The 17848-nt window shown below is 35.8% G+C and carries 15 protein-coding genes; 12 read left to right on the top strand and 3 right to left on the bottom strand.

Annotation, left to right across the window (positions count from 1 at the left end; all coding sequences use genetic code 11):
• Positions 1-545 precede the first annotated feature (545 nt).
• Both HQN90_RS39180 and HQN90_RS39175 read right to left on the bottom strand, forming a co-directional pair.
• Positions 546-935, bottom strand: coding sequence for a transposase (locus HQN90_RS39180; RefSeq protein ID WP_246363024.1), 390 nt, complete (start codon positions 933-935; stop codon positions 546-548).
• A gap of 185 nt (positions 936-1120) precedes the next feature.
• Entirely contained in the window at positions 1121-1522 is a 402-nt protein-coding gene (locus HQN90_RS39175; protein ID WP_338042441.1) for an IS110 family transposase, read from the bottom strand.
• A 731-nt stretch (positions 1523-2253) separates the two neighbouring features.
• Between HQN90_RS39175 and HQN90_RS37370 the strand changes: the two genes are divergently transcribed.
• Positions 2254-2637 carry a hypothetical protein gene (locus HQN90_RS37370; RefSeq protein WP_173227889.1) on the top strand — a complete coding sequence of 128 codons (384 nt, stop codon included), beginning with the start codon at positions 2254-2256 and terminating at the stop codon, positions 2635-2637.
• A gap of 107 nt (positions 2638-2744) precedes the next feature.
• A complete protein-coding gene (locus tag HQN90_RS37365; protein WP_173227888.1) occupies positions 2745-3137 on the top strand; it encodes a hypothetical protein in 393 nt (130 codons plus the stop codon).
• A gap of 26 nt (positions 3138-3163) precedes the next feature.
• Here the strand turns inward: HQN90_RS37365 and HQN90_RS37360 are convergent, their stop codons facing one another.
• A complete protein-coding gene (locus tag HQN90_RS37360) occupies positions 3164-3589 on the bottom strand; it encodes a helix-turn-helix domain-containing protein (protein WP_173227887.1) in 426 nt (141 codons plus the stop codon).
• A 194-nt stretch (positions 3590-3783) separates the two neighbouring features.
• Here HQN90_RS37360 and HQN90_RS37355 point away from each other — a divergent pair, with 194 nt between their 5' ends.
• The 10 genes from HQN90_RS37355 (at position 3784) to HQN90_RS40110 (ending at position 17519) form a co-directional block, all read left to right on the top strand.
• The gene (locus tag HQN90_RS37355) at positions 3784-4608 is read left to right on the top strand and encodes a TnsA endonuclease N-terminal domain-containing protein (protein ID WP_173227886.1); all 825 of its coding nucleotides are present in this window, start codon (positions 3784-3786) and stop codon (positions 4606-4608) included.
• Between the two features lie 126 nt (positions 4609-4734).
• The gene (locus HQN90_RS39810) at positions 4735-6795 is read left to right on the top strand and encodes a Mu transposase C-terminal domain-containing protein (RefSeq protein WP_173227885.1); all 2061 of its coding nucleotides are present in this window, start codon (positions 4735-4737) and stop codon (positions 6793-6795) included.
• Positions 6788-8542, top strand: a complete 1755-nt coding sequence (locus HQN90_RS37345) for an ATP-binding protein (RefSeq protein ID WP_173227884.1) — start codon at positions 6788-6790, stop codon at positions 8540-8542. The genes HQN90_RS39810 and HQN90_RS37345 overlap by 8 nt, the downstream gene beginning before the upstream one ends.
• A complete protein-coding gene (locus HQN90_RS37340; RefSeq protein WP_173227883.1) occupies positions 8535-10382 on the top strand; it encodes a TnsD family Tn7-like transposition protein in 1848 nt (615 codons plus the stop codon). The genes HQN90_RS37345 and HQN90_RS37340 overlap by 8 nt, the downstream gene beginning before the upstream one ends.
• A complete protein-coding gene (locus tag HQN90_RS37335) occupies positions 10383-12344 on the top strand; it encodes a TnsD family Tn7-like transposition protein (protein WP_173227882.1) in 1962 nt (653 codons plus the stop codon).
• A gap of 286 nt (positions 12345-12630) precedes the next feature.
• Complete coding sequence (locus tag HQN90_RS37330) at positions 12631-13782, top strand: helix-turn-helix domain-containing protein (protein ID WP_173227881.1); 1152 nt, start codon at positions 12631-12633, stop codon at positions 13780-13782.
• Positions 13772-14386 (top strand): type II toxin-antitoxin system VapC family toxin, encoded by a 615-nt coding sequence (locus HQN90_RS37325; protein ID WP_173227880.1) that lies wholly within the window; start codon positions 13772-13774, stop codon positions 14384-14386. The genes HQN90_RS37330 and HQN90_RS37325 overlap by 11 nt, the downstream gene beginning before the upstream one ends.
• Before the next feature lie 319 nt (positions 14387-14705).
• On the top strand, positions 14706-16226 hold the full coding sequence (locus tag HQN90_RS37320; protein WP_173227879.1) for an AAA family ATPase: 1521 nt from the start codon (positions 14706-14708) through the stop codon (positions 16224-16226).
• 37 nt (positions 16227-16263) lie between these two features.
• Positions 16264-17121 carry a hypothetical protein gene (locus tag HQN90_RS37315; protein WP_173227878.1) on the top strand — a complete coding sequence of 286 codons (858 nt, stop codon included), beginning with the start codon at positions 16264-16266 and terminating at the stop codon, positions 17119-17121.
• Positions 17122-17405: 284 nt separating this feature from the next.
• Positions 17406-17519 (top strand): helix-turn-helix transcriptional regulator, encoded by a 114-nt coding sequence (locus HQN90_RS40110; protein ID WP_420851115.1) that lies wholly within the window; start codon positions 17406-17408, stop codon positions 17517-17519.
• Positions 17520-17848: the final 329 nt, after the last annotated feature.

Raw genomic sequence — 17848 nt, 5'->3', positions numbered from 1 at the left:
CAGGAATCGTGTCACAGAGCACGACAGCAACGAGTGGATCCTGGGTAGTGACAACAGCATTGGCAAACAACCAGACATATCAAGTGAAAGTGAGACAGAAAGATTCGGCAACATGGTCCAATTGGACGACGTTAGGATGGTGTAAGGTACAGTTTTAAATAATACATCTGAATTCTTTGTTGCATAAGTTGAAACTGAAAATATAATTGGAGTACAGTTCCTGATAACGGGGCTGTTCTCTTTTTATACGAAAATGATGTTTAGGGTTGGGTTAGCACGATTTTGACACAAAAAAGCACTCCCCCGAAAATTCTTTCGAAATTTTTTGAAAATTAAGAAGTTTGGCTATCCTGTAAATGGATGCTATAACCTAGGGACTTGATTTTACTTACCCAGTAATCAAGTCCTTTTTCTTTTTTGGGTAAGTAGTCCCAGCCTAACTCTTGGTATGAGGTTTATCTCGCAACATGAAATAGCAGATCTTTAAGATTAAGTGTGCCGTTGCCATAGCAGCTTTCTTGGGCCCTCGTCGCTTTACGATTCGGCTATAGAAGGCAGCTAGTCGCGTGTTTTTGGTCATGGAAGAAGCCCATGCCACTCAACCCTTTGTTCCCCTTATTGGTCTTGGAACTTCTTTTCTTACCAGCACTCTCGTTGCTTTCTGGACAAACTGCTGCCCATGAAGCGATGTGGTCCTCAGAAGGAAATACGGACATGTCTGTACCAATCTCCGCAAGAATGCTCGCCGCTGCATCCTTTTGAACTCCCGGAATGGTGATCAGCAAGTCGATCTCCTCCTTGTAAGGGCCTATCAATTTATCGATCTCTTGATTCAAAATCTCGATGTGTTCTTCAACTTGATTGAGGTGTTCGAGATGACGACCGATCATCCATCGATGATGAAGTTGTACACGACCGTTTAGTGCCTGGATCAACTCAGGTACCTTCTTCTTTAGCTTTGTAAATACCATATTTGTAATGGATTCGGCATCGAGCACTAAGCCATTCACAAGGGAATCTAGTAAAGCTAGACCTGATTTTCCGAATAAATCCGAAACGTATGTGGTTAGCTTGATGTTCGCATCTTGTAAGATTTTGTGAATCCTGTTTCTCTCTGAGGTTACTTGCCCTTGCAACTTACGTCGATAGTCAGATCTCGAAGGTCGCGAATGTCCACGGGAGGCACAAAACTGGGTTCAATTAACCAGCAGCGCAGAAGCCCCGCAATCCATGTTGAATCCTTCACGTCTGTCTTGCGTCCGGGAACATACTTAATCTTCTTAGCGTAACCTAGCACGAGTGTAAATTCGCCCTCAAGCACGTTCCACACCGCTTTCCAATACACTCCGGTGCTTTCCATAGCAACATGTGTGCATTGTTTTTCAGCAAGCCAATCTGATAATTTCAGAAGTCCTCTCGTTGTCGTACCAAATGTTCGAATTTTCTGCTTAGGTTTGCGATCTAGCGAACCGCTCAGCACACAAGCGACAACCGTTTCTTGATGTACTGTCTGACCCCGCACATCGTTCTAAAACTGTGTTTACTTATCCCTCATTAACCAAGAATGTGCAGGTCATGCAACGGAGAGAAGTATATTTTTATACACGTGCTCTGGCAACAATCGGCAGTGCTCATCGTTACAATAAGGCGGTTTTTTGTTCGGGTTTGGTTTCACCAAAAAGAGTCGACCTTTGACCTGCTATTAACAGTATGGGATGGTTATTAGGTCTTGAAACTATTCTCCATTTTCATTGATCGCGGTGACAGCTAGGTCATGGGAGTTTTTTGTACTGTCTACTTGACGGGGAGCGGTTCACGCGGCAGCTGCTCCTTGTTTTTTATTAAGTGCAGAATAACATGTCAAATGGTATATTGATTACTTTAAATCAACATATAGAATGAAGCTGCATATAAAACGGTAGTCTCGCTGTATAAACGGTTAAGAATAATTGGAATTTCGATAAGATACTTGCAATACTTAATAAATTATTCCATCATCTTGATATATCGAGCAGTTGGAGTGGGAAAGAAAGCTTGAGCATCTTGGCCAAAACCTGTTCCACATATAATTGAACTGCCCCAGTTGTTTCTATCGTTCGAGACACCGGTGATAAACTCGGTGGCCTGTTGTGTTATCAGGTGGGTTTTGCATAAAAGAATATTATCGCTATTTCAATATTTCTTGCTAATCTAGTATAAATTTATCGATTAATGTGCATTATAGAGACATAATATGATAAATGGGGTGGAAAAATGAAAGAGCAAATAGGATTAGCGCTAGTAACTGCACAAGGAATAAAATACCTTGGTAAGTATTACAGTTGTGAGAGAGCAATACGAGAAAGATGGTTTGAGCTTGCTCATATCTATGGAGGATGGGCAATCCAAGTAAGCTATTTTCCTAATGATACTGATGAAATTTTTCTTCAGCTAGATTCAGAACCAGAACAATGCCGTGTAATTACACCACAAGATTATGAAGGATCAAAGTTGGAACGGTATTTTCTAAGTATTCAGTTACTCAAAATGGAATGGAAGACCGTTCAGAAAAAGAGAAAGAAAAGAAATCCAAAAACTTTGCAAAAACTTGAACTGAATAAGAACATAATAACTGAAGTAGAGACAGAAGTAGAATAATAGTTTTGGGGTAAAGATGGAGATGTTAATTGAAGAGACAGAGGAAACTACAATCTATACGCTAGCTTGAAATAAATAAAAAACTAAGAGTTTAGGAGAGATTCAATTTGGAAGAAATGCTAAATGAGGTTACCAAAATACTAAAGACTCTTCAAGCGAACATGGAAAGACAGAAAAAGTACTATGATTATCCTTTTACACAGAGCTGTGATCATTTTTACAAATTAATTTTGTTACAACAGAAGATGGAAACTTGGAACCAGTGTAAGTCTTTAATAGAGAAGTATAAGAAGTCTCGTATGGGGCCTATCATGAAAAGAAGAAGTGAAGATTTTGAGAGCATGATTGAATTGCAAAAAAGGGGGATGCCTGGTTTTATTACTAAAGTAACAGAAGCAGGCATGTTGGAATATATGAAATCACTAGAATGGATTATCGAAGAACTGGAAAGGCAACTTTATTGTTTATCTATAACAAAGAGTATGGAGTGTTTTAGATAAGATTAAGAGCTTAGTTATAATAAAAATTACGTTGGAATGTTGGATCCGGCGGAGTCAAATTCTTTACTCTTATTATATTCGAGAAAGATACGTTGTAAAACATCAATAGTCATCAATTTCTCGCTAATGCTTAACCTAAAATTACCTAGACGAACATGGTCATTTGTTAATAAGAAATGTTCTAAGTCATAAAAAGTTTGAAGAGTTGCAGTGGATTCTTCCTTACCGTTTGTTGTTACAGGGAGCGGAATATCTATTCTTCCGAGTAAATAATCTGTTGACACGTGAAACAAATCAGCAAGTTGGAGCAACTGTTTAATACTTGGACTGGCAATGTTACGTTCCCAACTGGATATCGCTTGTTTAGTTACTGCCAAACGGTCGGCAATAAAGTTCTGTGTCCACTGTTGCTTGTCGCGTAATTCTTTGAGACGTTCTCCAAGTTTCATCATTAAGACCCCATTTATATCAAGGAATAATTAACTAATATATTAATATATAAGTATTTTACACGAAAAAGTCAAATTATATTTTACTTCTTCCTTGACTTGTCAATTATAATTTTACTATAATGACAAAAGTAAAGTAATTATTTACTGATTAGTAATTTAGAAAAGAATTAATTAAATACATTGGAGGTATCTAAATGTCAAAACGGAAAAGAATTGTCACACAAACAACAATTGAAAGGAAACTAAAAGAAAAGCGGGGGCAAGGTTTTTTTAATGAATATAAGCCATGGTTAACAATCAGAGATGTTCCATCAAATGGCACTGTGATTCGAATAAAAGGTTGGAAGACCAACAGAATACATCATTTATTTAGCGAACAGTTTGAACTTGCATACTTTTATATGTTGGAATGGTCCACTAATGTGATAGATATTCGAGAACAGTTTGGTTGTCTACCCTTAGAGAAAACCTTATACATAGCAGATAAAATGGGGATTCGCCATCCTACTCATCCAAAGACAAAACATCCAGTAGTGCTAACAACGGACTTTTTAATAACTGTAAGAACAGAACAGGGGATAGAGTATTGGGCCCGAACAGTGAAGCCGTTATCAAAATTGACCAAACGTGTCATGGAGAAGTTTGAAATTGAGAAAAGGTATTTCGAAGATGAAGGAATAAAATGGGGGCTTATTACGGAAAGAGAAATTAATTATGACCTTGTTCATAATATGAAATGGATTCATTCTGCTCGAACATTAGAGAGCAGACCCTATTTATCTGAAGCTATTGTTAATGAGGTCACCCCAGTCTTATTAGAGGCCTTGTCCGATGAAACATTGCCTTGTTCATATACCGCTAACCTTGTTGATCGAAGGTTTCAATTACCGCCTGGTTCTTGTCTGTTTATTTTACGATATATGATTGCAAATCGACATTGGTTAATTGATATGAATAAACGTATGGATTTCACGTTAAAACCCATACAGATTTTGAATCAAGCTATCGCTTATTCATAATGGTCAATTATTATGCTGATAACTTTAAACTGTCTTTATGTAATACGAAATGAAGATCTGAAGATTGACTCGATTGAACGCGTGCTCTGGATTAGCAGTCAGCAAACAGACATAGTTACGCTAAATGTGAATGATGATAAGTCTTGGCCACAAGTTAAAAAGGTTTCATGGCTTGAGGAAAAAATTGAAAAAGGGTATGGAACGAAGCTAGAGAAGGATCCTTATCTTCCTAAAGCAATTTCATTTGAAAACTTATCAGAAGAAACCATTCAAAAGAGGATTAGACTCAGAGACGAAGCATGGAATTGCATTAAAGGACTTATCGCGCTTGAACCGCATATATTCAACGAGAAATTTCGATTTGAGCAAATTGTAGAGTTAAAATCCCAAACTGGTAGAAGAGATAAGTTTATTTATAAGCATCTCCGAAATTACTGGCTAAGAGGCAAGACAATTGATGCGTTATATCCTAACTTTAGAGCTTGTGGAGGTAAAGGGAAGAAAAAGAATCCTAAATCGGGGAAAAAGATTGGAAGAAAACGCAAAACAGCTTATATAAATGAAGAGTTACAAGGTATAAACGTTGACCAAACGATTCGCAATATTTTTGATGCAGCTATATCTGAATATTACAGAAAACAAGATAAACATGCTGTTCGGTTTACTTATTGTAAAATGCTATCTGAATATTTCTTTGTAGAAATTGTAAAGAAACGTGGAGTGCCGACTCCCATATTAAAAAAGGAACACGAAGTCCCTAGTTTAGATCAGTTTCGGTACTTTTTAAGAACAAAGGATAATCAATTACAGATCTTAAAAGATCGTGAAGGGGAAAAAACATTTCTTCTCAAGTTCCGTCCTAGATTAAGCAATTCAACACAACGCGCATTAGGGCCGGGGCACATTTTTGAAATTGATGCAACAATCGCTGATTTATATTTGGTCAGTACTGAACGAACTAAGATTATAGGAAGACCTATTGTCTATATCATAATTGATGTATTCTCACGATTAATAGTGGGCTTTCATGTTGGACTTGAAGGGCCTTCGTGGGTCGGTGCTATGATGGCGATCGATAACTTGGTGACTAACAAAGTTGAATTATGTAAGGAATACGATATTCCAATTACTGAAGAACAATGGCCTTGTCATTATTTGCCTGAATTTTTTCAAGCAGATAGAGGGGAGATGGAGGGGAAAATGTCTGATTCACTACCTGGTATAGGTACTTTTATTATGAATGCACCGCCCTATCGGGCTGATTTGAAAGGGATTGTTGAGCAAAAGTTCCGTACGCTTAACATTAAATTAGGTCCGTATATGCCAGGTAGAGTAAAAGAGGAATATCGGGTTCGTGGTGGACCTAATTATGTGCTTGATGCGAAACTCACGCTGCGTGGATTTACGAAGATGATTATTGAGATGATTATCAGCCACAACAATAATCAATACATTAAAAATTACCCTGGGGAAAAAGGGATGGTCCCTGATAGCGTTCTTCCAGTGCCAATTCATTTATGGAATTGGGGGATTAAAAACAAAGGTGGATTCCTTCAAGAGAGAGAACGTGATTTTGTAAGATTCAATATGCTACCCAAGGCTCAAGCAGTTGTTACTGAGGAAGGCATCGGGTTCAATAAACTAAGATATGCAAGTCAGGAACTTAATGATAAAGGATGGTTTGTAAACGGTAAATCTTTTAAGCAGCAAATAATTTATGATCCGAGATGTATGAATTATGTTTATGTGAAGGATCAGGGAGATCGATTCATTCCATGTCAATTGTTACCTAGTTTTGAAAGGTTCGAGAATAAATCTTTAGAAGAAATCAAAATGATACAGTTTGATGAAGATGTTCAAGAAATACAATATCGCTCTGAGGAGAATCAAGCATTTGCTGATTTGGACGCACAACTAACATTTATTGAGATTGAAGAGACTGAAAAGACTAATGCTGCACTAAGGAAAGCGGGAACTACAGATGCGGAGCGACAGAGTGAAATAAAAGAAAGCAGACGAACAGAGAAAAATGAAACACGCATCGTGCAAGCCTTTGTACCACAAATACCAGAAATAAAAATTGCTGAATCCAGAGAGATTTATCACGAAGACGAAGAACTGGCTAACCAAAAATCTATTTTTGAATTGTTAAGCGAATTAAGCGAAGAGGAGGACGAAAATGATTAGTATTGAACCGTTAGATGACGTTGTCGATTACACTCCTGTCCTACTGGGGAGGACCATTAAAGCGGACTATAAAGAGCAACCCATCTGGGCTTATAAATGGAATCCTTTTATTGAGGCATTGCCACCAATTTTTGAATATCAACAAGTAACTAAACGGATTCGAAACTATCCTGATTATCAAGATGAGCAGAGGAAGCTGGGAAAGTCTATTCGATTACACTTGGTTCAGCAGTTAGTCGACTATGTGGAGCCTCTACCTGAACATATTCTTATCGAACAACGAATTTCTAGAATGCTACGGCATGGATACAGAGCAAGAAATCCCCTATTTCGTAAATATACGAAACAGTTCACAATTGGATTCGATGAATTACTTGAACAAGGTGTCGACGAAAAGGGAAGGAATAAAGCGGGAATTCGCCCGACTGCCGCGGGGTTTGCAATTATTGGATGTAGTGGTCTTGGAAAGACAACATCGATTGAGAGTACGCTGCTTTTATATCCACAAGTTATCGAGCATAGTAATTATCGGAGTAGACCACTTCCTGTTAAGCAGATTACGTGGTTAAAACTGAATTGCCCGTTTGATGGATCGACAAAGGGATTATGTATTAATTTCTTTCAAGCAGTAGATGCTGTTCTCGGTACGTCCAGATATTTCAAAAAGTACGTATCTAAAGGTGCAACACAAGATATTTTGATTCCGCATATGGCACAGATAGCTACCTTGCATGGCCTTGGAGTGCTGGTTATTGATGAAATTCAAAACTTGAGCTTATTAAAAAGCGGCGGTGCAGAAAAGATGCTTAATTTCTTTACCCAGCTGGTTAATACCATCGGTGTTCCTATTGTATTGCTAGGAACATTCAAAGCGATTAAGTTATTTTCTGGTTCCTTCAGTCAGGCACGTCGGAACAGCGGCCAAGGTGATTTGATTATGGACCGTATTCCTAATGGTGAGAAATGGAACTTCTTTATTCAAAAGTTATGGAAGTATCAGTGGACCTCTACATTGACTGAGTATGATCAAAGTTTTGCCAAGCTACTCTATGAGCTGTCACAAGGAATCATAGATATTGCCGTAAAGCTTTATATGTTGGCTCAATGGGAAGTTATTGCAGATATTCGAAATAAGAACGAAATAATTACAAAAAAGGTTTTAAATGATGTTGCCAAGAATCATTTGCGCCTTGTTCGTCCCATGTTGCAAGCTCTTAAGTCCGGAAATATGGAACTTGTTAAGAAGTATGAGGATTTATATCCTAAGTGGAATGATTTGGATGAGGTATTAAAGCAAGCCACTGAAAAATTAATAATTACAGGTAAGATGAAAGAAGGAGTCATTCGGGATGATAAAGTCTACACGGATGAAGATCTATACATTGAATTGGTAAAAACAGCGATTCAGTTCGGTGCAACTTCTGACCAAGCAGAGCAAATTGTCACTTACGTAATTAAGAAATATGGTGTAGATTGCGGTAAGATTGCACTTCGAAAACAAATTGTTTATTTGCTGGAGAAGCCCAATCCCATGGAGGACATTCTAAATTCCGAGAGCGCGTCTATTTCAGATTCCGTAATTACAGAACAAAAGTCCTGCGCAAGTTTTCGTGAACCTGAAGACTTACGAAATAGTGCACCTAACAGGTCGACATCCTCTGAGACAATCTATGAGAGCGTACAAAAAACTGGAGCGATACCAAACCAGGACGAACTATTTCAAGAAATTAATGCGAAGAATGAATAAACATATGTCATATTTCCCAGAACTTTATCCTGATGAAATTTTATACAGTGGATTAGCTAGATACCATCAACGTGCTGGAGGGGCAAGTCAAAAAAGCACCATGGTTGATCTTTTCGGTACAACTGAAGTATGCGCTGTGACAGATTTGCCTGGTCATTTACAAGGACTGTCTACAATTATTGGTGGTATTTATTCTCCAGAAAGGTTGTTGCTAGAGCATACATTATATCCTTACTACACAGCATTTCTTCCAAAAGATATGGCAACTGCTGTTGGACAGAGTATGTTTGTTACAAGTGGCCCTTTTGGTACTGCTCATAGCTTAGTAGGATTACCAGCTTCCGCCATTAAATCACCTTTGCAATTAAGATTTTGTAATTCTTGCATAATGGATGACACTAGACAATATGGCGAACCCTATTGGCATCGAATTCATCAAGTGCCTGGCATATATATTTGTTCCAAACATCAAGAGTTCCTCCAGAATTCCTCTGTTCCATATACTTCTAAATATCATAAACATCAACTAATACCTTTAAGTGCGGCTATTAAAGCAATACTGCCCACTTCAAATTTTACGATTCATGCTGATTTTGATCAATTAATGTTCATTTCAACTCAATCGTCTATTTTACTTGATTCTAGCAATCGTAATGTAGATTTTGGGGGAATCAATAGCAACAACTACGCAGAGAGACTCCAAGCTAAACAATTAGTTAACTTAAGTGGATATTATCGGTTTAAGAGCATAATTAATCAATTCAAAATGTTATATGGGGAGGAATTACTTGAGTTGCTTTATTGTTCTGTAAGTGTAAAGAATCAGGATTCATGGATACATAAACTTTTGCGAAATCCACATAGTGTGACTCATCCGTTAAGACATATTTTAATTATGAGGTTTTTAGATATTTCATTGCAAAAAAATGAACCGGTGACAACAGTATATCATCCCTTTGGAATGGGCCCATGGCCTTGCTTAAATAAGGCAGCGGATCATTATAAACAAAATGTTGTGGAGGAATGCAAAATTTCGCGCTGTTCTAAGTCTCTCAAGCCTATTGGAACTTTTGCATGCACTTGTGGATTTGTATTCGCAAGAAAAGGACCAGATATTACTTCCGAAGATAGATATCGAATAGGAAGGATAAAACAATTTGGGGATGTTTGGAGAGCAAAGCTAAGGGAGTTGACTAAAACTCAAAGCTTGTCTTTTCGCCAGATGGGGAGAGAGCTAAATGTGAATTCAATCACTGTGCAGAGACAGTTGCATTTAGTTCCTAATCTTGAAATTCTAGGCGATGAATCGAAAGTAAAAGATAAGAAATTAAGAATAAGAGAATCTTTAAACTCATGCATAAATCAGATTGAAAATCCAACAGGTGTTTTTGACGGACAGATGGCACCCAAACCCCAAAAAGTAAGAAGTTTACCAATAAAAAGAGTTAACTGGGTTGAACGAGATCACTTTCTATATCCAAAACTTCAGCATGCTCAAAAAGTAATTCTTGAAGAAGATCCGCCAATACGTGTAACGGTGACCGAATTCGGGAAGCGTTGTGGCCATTATGTTTGGTTGGAGAAAAAGATTAAGCTTCTGCCAAAATGTGAGGAATTTGTAAGGGAACATCAAGAATCAACCCAACAATTTCAAATTAGAAGGCTTGAGTGGGCTAGCAATAGGTTACTTAAGCAATTCGGAACAATTAGTGGGTGGAGGCTACTTAAACTGGCGGGCATTTCTAATATTATTTCTTCTGATGTTCAAAAGAAAATTGTTGATATTGTTCAACCATATGATGCGATGTTTATTAATGCCGTTAAGAAAGAAGTGATTTAAATGAATGAGAAGACTCTTAGTTTTTTTCCCTCCCCTTACCCAGATGAAGATTTCCGAAGTGTGATTTATCGTTATCATTTACGAACATTAAATAAGAATTATTCTAGAACTAAGCAAGAACTGTTCAATTTTAAATCAAATAAAATTAATTGTTTTCCGCGAAACTTATCATTTTTAATTTCACAATTACCAATAGAAAGTGGGCTGTCAGAGGAGTACATTATTAATAATCATACATTACTTCCTTTGTTTATTTTATTTATGTCAGAGAGGCGTAGGCAACAGGTCATAGAGGATATTGTTACTGGAACGGAAAATGTTAAGAGTTATGCTGGAAAACTATCTTCTCTTGGTGGAAGAAGCTGGAGTCATTTTTCGGAACATATTCAATATTGTCAAGCATGTATGAAAAATAGTTATCACAAATACGGAGAGATATATGTTCATCGAATTCATCAACTGGAATTTATTTCAGTGTGTCCAATGCATCGGCTTAGATTAATTTCACATTGTCCACACTGCGGAGTTGTTTTAAGCAAACCTAAATCTGAATGGTTGCCATCAATCCCTTGTTGTATTAATGGCCATGACTTAACAAATCCTCTCCCAAGCCAAGTAGATTTATGCGACTGGAGTGAGAATTTTAATTCAGATTCTAAATTCTTGTTGAAGTATTACACTAATTTTTCAAATGATCACATCTATCAGAAAATAATTGGGCTTTGTTGGAACAAAGGGTATTTTACATACTCCGGAAAGGTAAGAATTCAAACAATTCAAAAGGACTTTCTTTCTTATTACCCGAGTGATTTCCTTAATTCGTTTTCATTTATCTCAGATTTAAATCAACCGGATCGTTTTTGGAGGATAGCTTTAACAAAAGGATATAAACTTCAAAATATTGCATTTTATTTGCTATTAATTCGATTCTTAGCGGGAAGTGTGGAAGAGTTCATTAATTCCCAACTCCCTAATATTTGTTATCCTATTCCATTTGGGAACGGGCCATGGTCTTGTATTAACACATTATGCAATGACTATAACAAGAAGGGTATTAAGAGCTGTGATCGGAGTAATATTAATAGTTCTATTATGCAAGTGCGCTTTGCCTGTCCTAAGTGTGGATCAAGGTATACTTGGAAGTGGGATCTGAAAAATCAGGTGGGAAGAAAACCTGTCATTACATATAGAGGGGATCATTGGAATAAAACTATATTAAAGTTATATTCAGAAGGTATGAGGCTGAAGGAGATCTCTGAAAAATTGGGGATAACTATGACAAATACTCACTTATCAATTGAGAGACTAACAGGTCTAATATTAGATAGAGAAACAGATAAAGATGCTGCTCGAGCAAAGGCTCATCATATATTAGAAAATGATAGCATTAGCATTAAGGCTGCTGAAAAAATTAGTTTAAAGGAGCATCGTGAAAGGATACTCAGTATCATCAATGAGGAACCATATTTATCACGCCTTGCTATTTCTAAAAAAGCACGAACAAGTTACTCTAGGCTTATGAAAATTGATAGAGAATGGATGGAGAATTCCTTACCACAAGTGAAAAGGAGTACATCATTAGATTTTGATATTTTGGATAAAGAATTTACTACAAAAGTAAAGCAAGTATGTGAGCAACTATATAATAGCAATCCAAGAAATCGAATAAAAAGGAACACGGTACTGAGTTTAATGGACTCCGGTGATATATCTATGATAAAAAGGCATTTGATGCAGTTACCTAGAACTGCACTAGTTCTTTTGGAATATGAAGAAACAAATAATAATTTCCTTGAAAGACGTTTACCTAGAGATGTTGCTGAGTTAATTAGAAGAGGATATCGAAATGTAACACTTAAAAGTCTAGCTGCATTTAGACCGGCGTATAGAAATATTTCTGATGAAATGATGAGTATTCTAGAAGGAAAACTTAGAGAGTACAAAGACGGACAAGCGAATTAGGAGCAATTATTATAATTCATTAATGAGAAGTCGTGTATTGGATGTTGGATCTCCAATACACGGCTTCTTAATGTTGATTTTTTTGAGGGTTAAGTTTCATGTATAGTTTGAATGCATAAAGTATCAGAAGGAAAAAGCAGATCAAGAGATATACCAGATCTGCTGAGTTATTATTTACATCTTCGTATTTATATAAGATTAGATGGATGGCGGGTGGTGGGGGAAAATGGTAAAATAGATAATAGTTTTACTTGTCAGTTATCATTATTAAAAGGATGCTATAAAAATGTCTATTGATGTAAAGTTGCTTGCTAATAGGCTTAAAAAATATCGGATCCAGTTCGAAAGGTCAATTCAAGAGCTTTCTCGAATGACGGGTTTACCTATATCAAGATTAGAGTCATTTGAATTGGGGGAAATGTTGCCCAGCGGAGATGAATTGTTAATCCTGGCCGATTCATACCTGATAAATGATTACCGTGTTTTCTTATCTGATAAAAATCATCAAGAACCATTCGAACAAGTGGAAACGTTGTTTCGTAAATATGGAACAGATCTTAATCGAAACGATAGATGGGCAATACAAGAAGTTCTTTATTTGGCAGAGTGCGAGGCATTTTTAGAAGACGAATTAAATAAACCGAAGCGTATATTTGATTTTAAAAAATCAGGTAATTTTTTTAAAGGTCATGGTATGCAGGCAGCTGCAGCACTAAGGGAACATCTAGGATATCAACAAAGTCAAATTACTGGGGATGTTTTTTCAGACATTCGCAAGATCGGAATTCATATATTCCGAAGAAAACTAGATAACAGCAAAATATCAGGGGTATATATCAAGCATCCTACAGTTGGCAAATGCATACTCATTAACTATGATGAAGATATTTATCGTCAACGATTCACAGCGGCTCATGAGTTAGGTCATAGCATTTTAGATTTAGATGATTTTCATGAGGTTAGCATTACTAAGAATGATGATAAGTTAGATAAACTAGTTGAGATTCGTGTCAATACTTTTGCTTCCCATTACTTAGTACCACCCTATCTGTTAAAAAGGATTCCGGATAATCGTTCTTGGGTTGAAGATAAAATAAGAAATTATGCTAATTATTTTAATGTAAATCCTGCTGTACTTACGTTTGCTCTTGGAGAAGCTGGATTTATTGATAAACAAAGTGTTACTCAGTATGAAAAAATAAAAATATTAAAAGTAAACAAGAGAGATTCTGAGTTTATTGGTGTATCCGAAAATGGTCGTGAGCGGAGAAAAACTCTCTTAGAGAAAGGAATTTCAGATTACTTCATTCGACTTTGTTTTGACTCGAGAAATGCAGGTATTATCTCTGCAGCAAGAATGGCAGAAATGTTATTAATAGATCAAACAGAAATAAAGGAGATCTACAGTACTTTTGGGGAGAAGTATCATGTTGAGTAAAGATTTAACGTATTTTAACCAGTTGAACTTAATAGACTCATGTGCCGTTTGGAACTTATTATCCACTACACGTTTATATAACGCTTCAAAAGAAGCCAAGATTCATTTTATATTAACATCATTTATACTATATGAATGTCTATATAAGCCCAGAAAAAATGAAAATCTTAAAGACAATGAGTTAAAAAGAAGACTTATTCAAGAACGCGAAAGGGGACATTTCAAGGATGTCAATATGATATCAATTGAGGATTTACAGCAACTTGACATCATTGAAAACCGAAAAAGGCTATCAAAAGGAGAACTAACTGCTATTGCTTGTGCATTAAGATTAAATAATGCTGGATTCGTGACAGATGATCGAGGAGCACGAAATATGGCAGTTCAAGTACTTGACGATAATCAAATAAGGACAACTCCTAATTTACTCGGTTGGTTATTTTATAATAATTTTCTGCAAGATTCTGATTATAACACAATAATTGATGAACACAAGCAATTCATTAAATCAGCAAAGGATGACCTTTCAATATTTCTTGAGATAATGTATAAGTGGGCAAAAGGTCAACAGTTGAGTGATAAGATTAATGTTGAAGCTACCTGACAAATAAACCCTCAATTCTTCAAAGAAAGATTAGGAAAAAATTATAACTTATAGAATTATGAATTTATTAAACCGAATTTATTTTAAAAAGGCATCGCCTATATCAAGAAGCAATCAGGGATGCAGATCAAGTTCTTTTTATCACAGAGGAGGTATCTCAGGTATAGGCGAAATCTTGGGATGAGAATCACTGTAAAGGATCAAAGAGCTGTCCTTAATATTGTCATGATTCGAAGTCAGACGATGATTACGGTTTTATACATGGTTTTTTACCAATAATAATATAGAATATAAAATTGTAATACTAAGGAGACAATTAATGCTGAGGCTAAATTATTACGAATTCAATAACTTTAAAAATATTACTGAATCTGGTAGATTATCAAAAAAATATTTAACAGTTTTTACTGGTGTGAATAGTGGTGGGAAGTCGACTCTAATACAACCATTACTTGTGCTAAAGGACTTAGTATTAAATAAAAACCCACATGAAATTGATTTTACAGGTACATACGTTGAGTTAGGGGATTATAAAGATGTAGCTAAAGATCCGTCAAAACCGATACAGTTCCGTTTTTCATTAGGAATTGAAAAAGATTCAGATAATCAAAACTTGTTTTTGGATATCTTAGATAATATGAATTTAAAAATGAAAGAGGAAAACGTTTTTTTAGAAAAAAAACAAAATAATTATGTGAGAATTGATATTTTATTCGAAATCGGCATTGTAGTTGATAAAGTTCGTCTTACAAAGTTTCATGTTAGATACGCATGCTCTGACGTCTCTAATTATTGTAATATTACTTACCTGAACAATGGTTATTATATTGATACCAATAATTTTTCGAAAACATTTGACAAAGATTTTTACTTGTTTATGATTGAGCGGAATATAAATATTTTAGTTCAGTCAGAAGATCAGTTTTCTGACTTTTTCAAAAATGAATATACTAAAGTACAAGTAGTTTTTGATAATAATTTATATCCCAAAATTGTTTATCCAATCAATAAAAAAAGACATACATCTAACACATTGCAGATCAATGGTTTATATAACCATATATTAAGGGAGATTCTTGAAGAGTTCTCAAATAACATTAACTACTTAGGTCCACTTAGAGATGATCCAAAGTTAAATTATTATATACGAAAAAATGTTAAAGATGAAATTGGGACAAAGGGTGAAAATGCGCCAGTTGTTTTTTACCAATTGCGTGAAAAAGATAGACATAAATTTCTCTCACCACCAAATGAGGAAGGGCGGTTTAATGCAGAGAAGAGTTTTAAACCTTTTACGTATTTCGTTAATGGCTGGGCATCTTATATTCTGGGGAGCCCAATATCATTTGATGTGGAGAAATTCGGTCCACAGAATTATGGGTTATTTCAGATTCGTAATAACAGTTCACATAGTATGACAAATGTAGGTGTCGGTAGCAGCCAGTTATTCCCTATTTTAGTAGAGGGAATACGAAAGAAAAACGGTGTTCTCATAATAGAACAGCCAGAGTTACATCTCCATCCAAATGCCCAAGCAAGATTAGCAGACTTTCTTATTGCAGTCAGCATGTCTAATTACATGAGATTGTTAATAGAAACGCATAGCGAGCATTTAATCAATAGAGTTGTTAGAAGAATAGTTCGCCGAGAAATTGAGAAGAAAAGTGTCGATATTAGGTTCATTAATCAACAGGGAATTCAAGAGATCAAGTTAAATGAGATGGGAATTATCGCTGAGTGGCCAGAAGACTTCTTTGATACTTATCTGAAGGAGCAGGAAAAATTATATATTGATCAAATGAATCATTTTCATTCCGAGGTAAACTTCGATGAACTGTAATTGTCGAATATGCTCTGATGCTACTTTAGGTGGAACATTGGTCATTTTAGACGATTCCTGGTTTATGATGAACTCGGGGAATTATGAACTTAAACTCGACCAAGTTGCAGCTTTAATAAACCTTACGGAGTTAATTAGGCATTTTCGATTATTTTTAGTCGATTATGGATACTTCGAAATTATTAGTACATGTGCGCCATACTCTGAACAAGCCTTCTCAACACAGAGGCCAATAATAATACAAAATTTAATTACACACCAATATAAAAAAATAATCCCGACGTTTTCAAAATATCAAAATATTTCCACGTCGTTTGATAAATGTCTAGACTATCTAATGAATAAATATATTGGGAGAGAGATAGTTGTTGCCACATGCAATAAAAAATCAGGCTTCGAAGTACATAAAAACAAAATGATTTACTTTTGGAATCCTTATGAGCATGACAATAAAATTATAAAAAGACAATTTGTTCAATCAAATAAACATAAATATAGAAGACCAAACGAAGAGCAAACATTTTGCCCGATTCCTGACCAAGAATTGAATTGCGCTTTACAGCGTGCGATTAGCTTTTCAGATTATAATAGCTTTCATGACGAGCGCTTTGAAATCTGCTCATATCATGAGAAATATGGTCTGATTATAAAAAACAAATATACTACGGATACAATCACAGAAATCCCCAATAATTTTGCTTTTTCTTATCAACGCCTCCCATTAACTATACAGGCGATTGAATATCACGGATTTCAATTTGATAGCTCTACCGATGAAGGACAAAGGATATGTCAGCTTTTGTTTAAAAGTTCTATGCCAGTTGATTTAGATATTATAAAATCAAGGGAAGAGTATTTGAAACGAGAAAGAGAAATGTTAAGAGAATTGGCGTAGTTTGCCGCGGGGCATTTTCCGACTTTATTAACGAATTTGAACTAACAGTGAAAAGTTGCTTTCCGACATTTATTTTTTAGTTGATTTTACAATTTCGTTAGAATCCTATAAAATCAACAGAACCACTTTCCGAGTTTTTTACAAAGGAACATTAGAAGGAAGATAACCTCTAAGAGAAAAGTCCCGATGAAAAATAAACTCATCGGGACTTTCTTTTTTATATTGAAAGGAGACAAGTATGCTATCTTCCTTAGGCAATCGAATTAGAATAATTCGGAAAACCAATCGATTTAAATCAGAACGAATTTTCAAATTTAATTGGTATTTCTCAATCAACACTTAGTGAGCTTGAAAAAGATAAATATAATCCGTCCATAGAAATAACTCTTACTACATAAAGTTGAGTTACTCTAGCCGCTTGTGATTTCAAGTACCAACGAATTAACGCTAACATAATGCTGGCAGACAATAAAGTTTCGAAGTAATTAAGCGTTCACTCTACTGGGTGAACGCTTTTTTTAGCAACAGGAGGAAGTGATTATGCTAGATGAATGAATCTATTGTTATTAGGATGGGGTTATAATGTGATGGCTCCCCCGGCGATTAAACTCCCTCAGAGAATAGGAATTTTCTCACGAATGCTCGCTCATTCGCAGGATTTCAAAATACATGTTAAATAGGAGTTACGGTGTTTGGGTTCTGTGTGGCAGGAAGTTCCGTTAGAGCG

Source organism: Paenibacillus alba (assembly GCF_013204855.1).
Lineage (GTDB): Bacteria > Bacillota > Bacilli > Paenibacillales > NBRC-103111 > Paenibacillus_E > Paenibacillus_E alba.
Note: the sequence above shows the minus strand (reverse complement) of the source record. Positions and strands in the feature narration are given on the sequence as shown.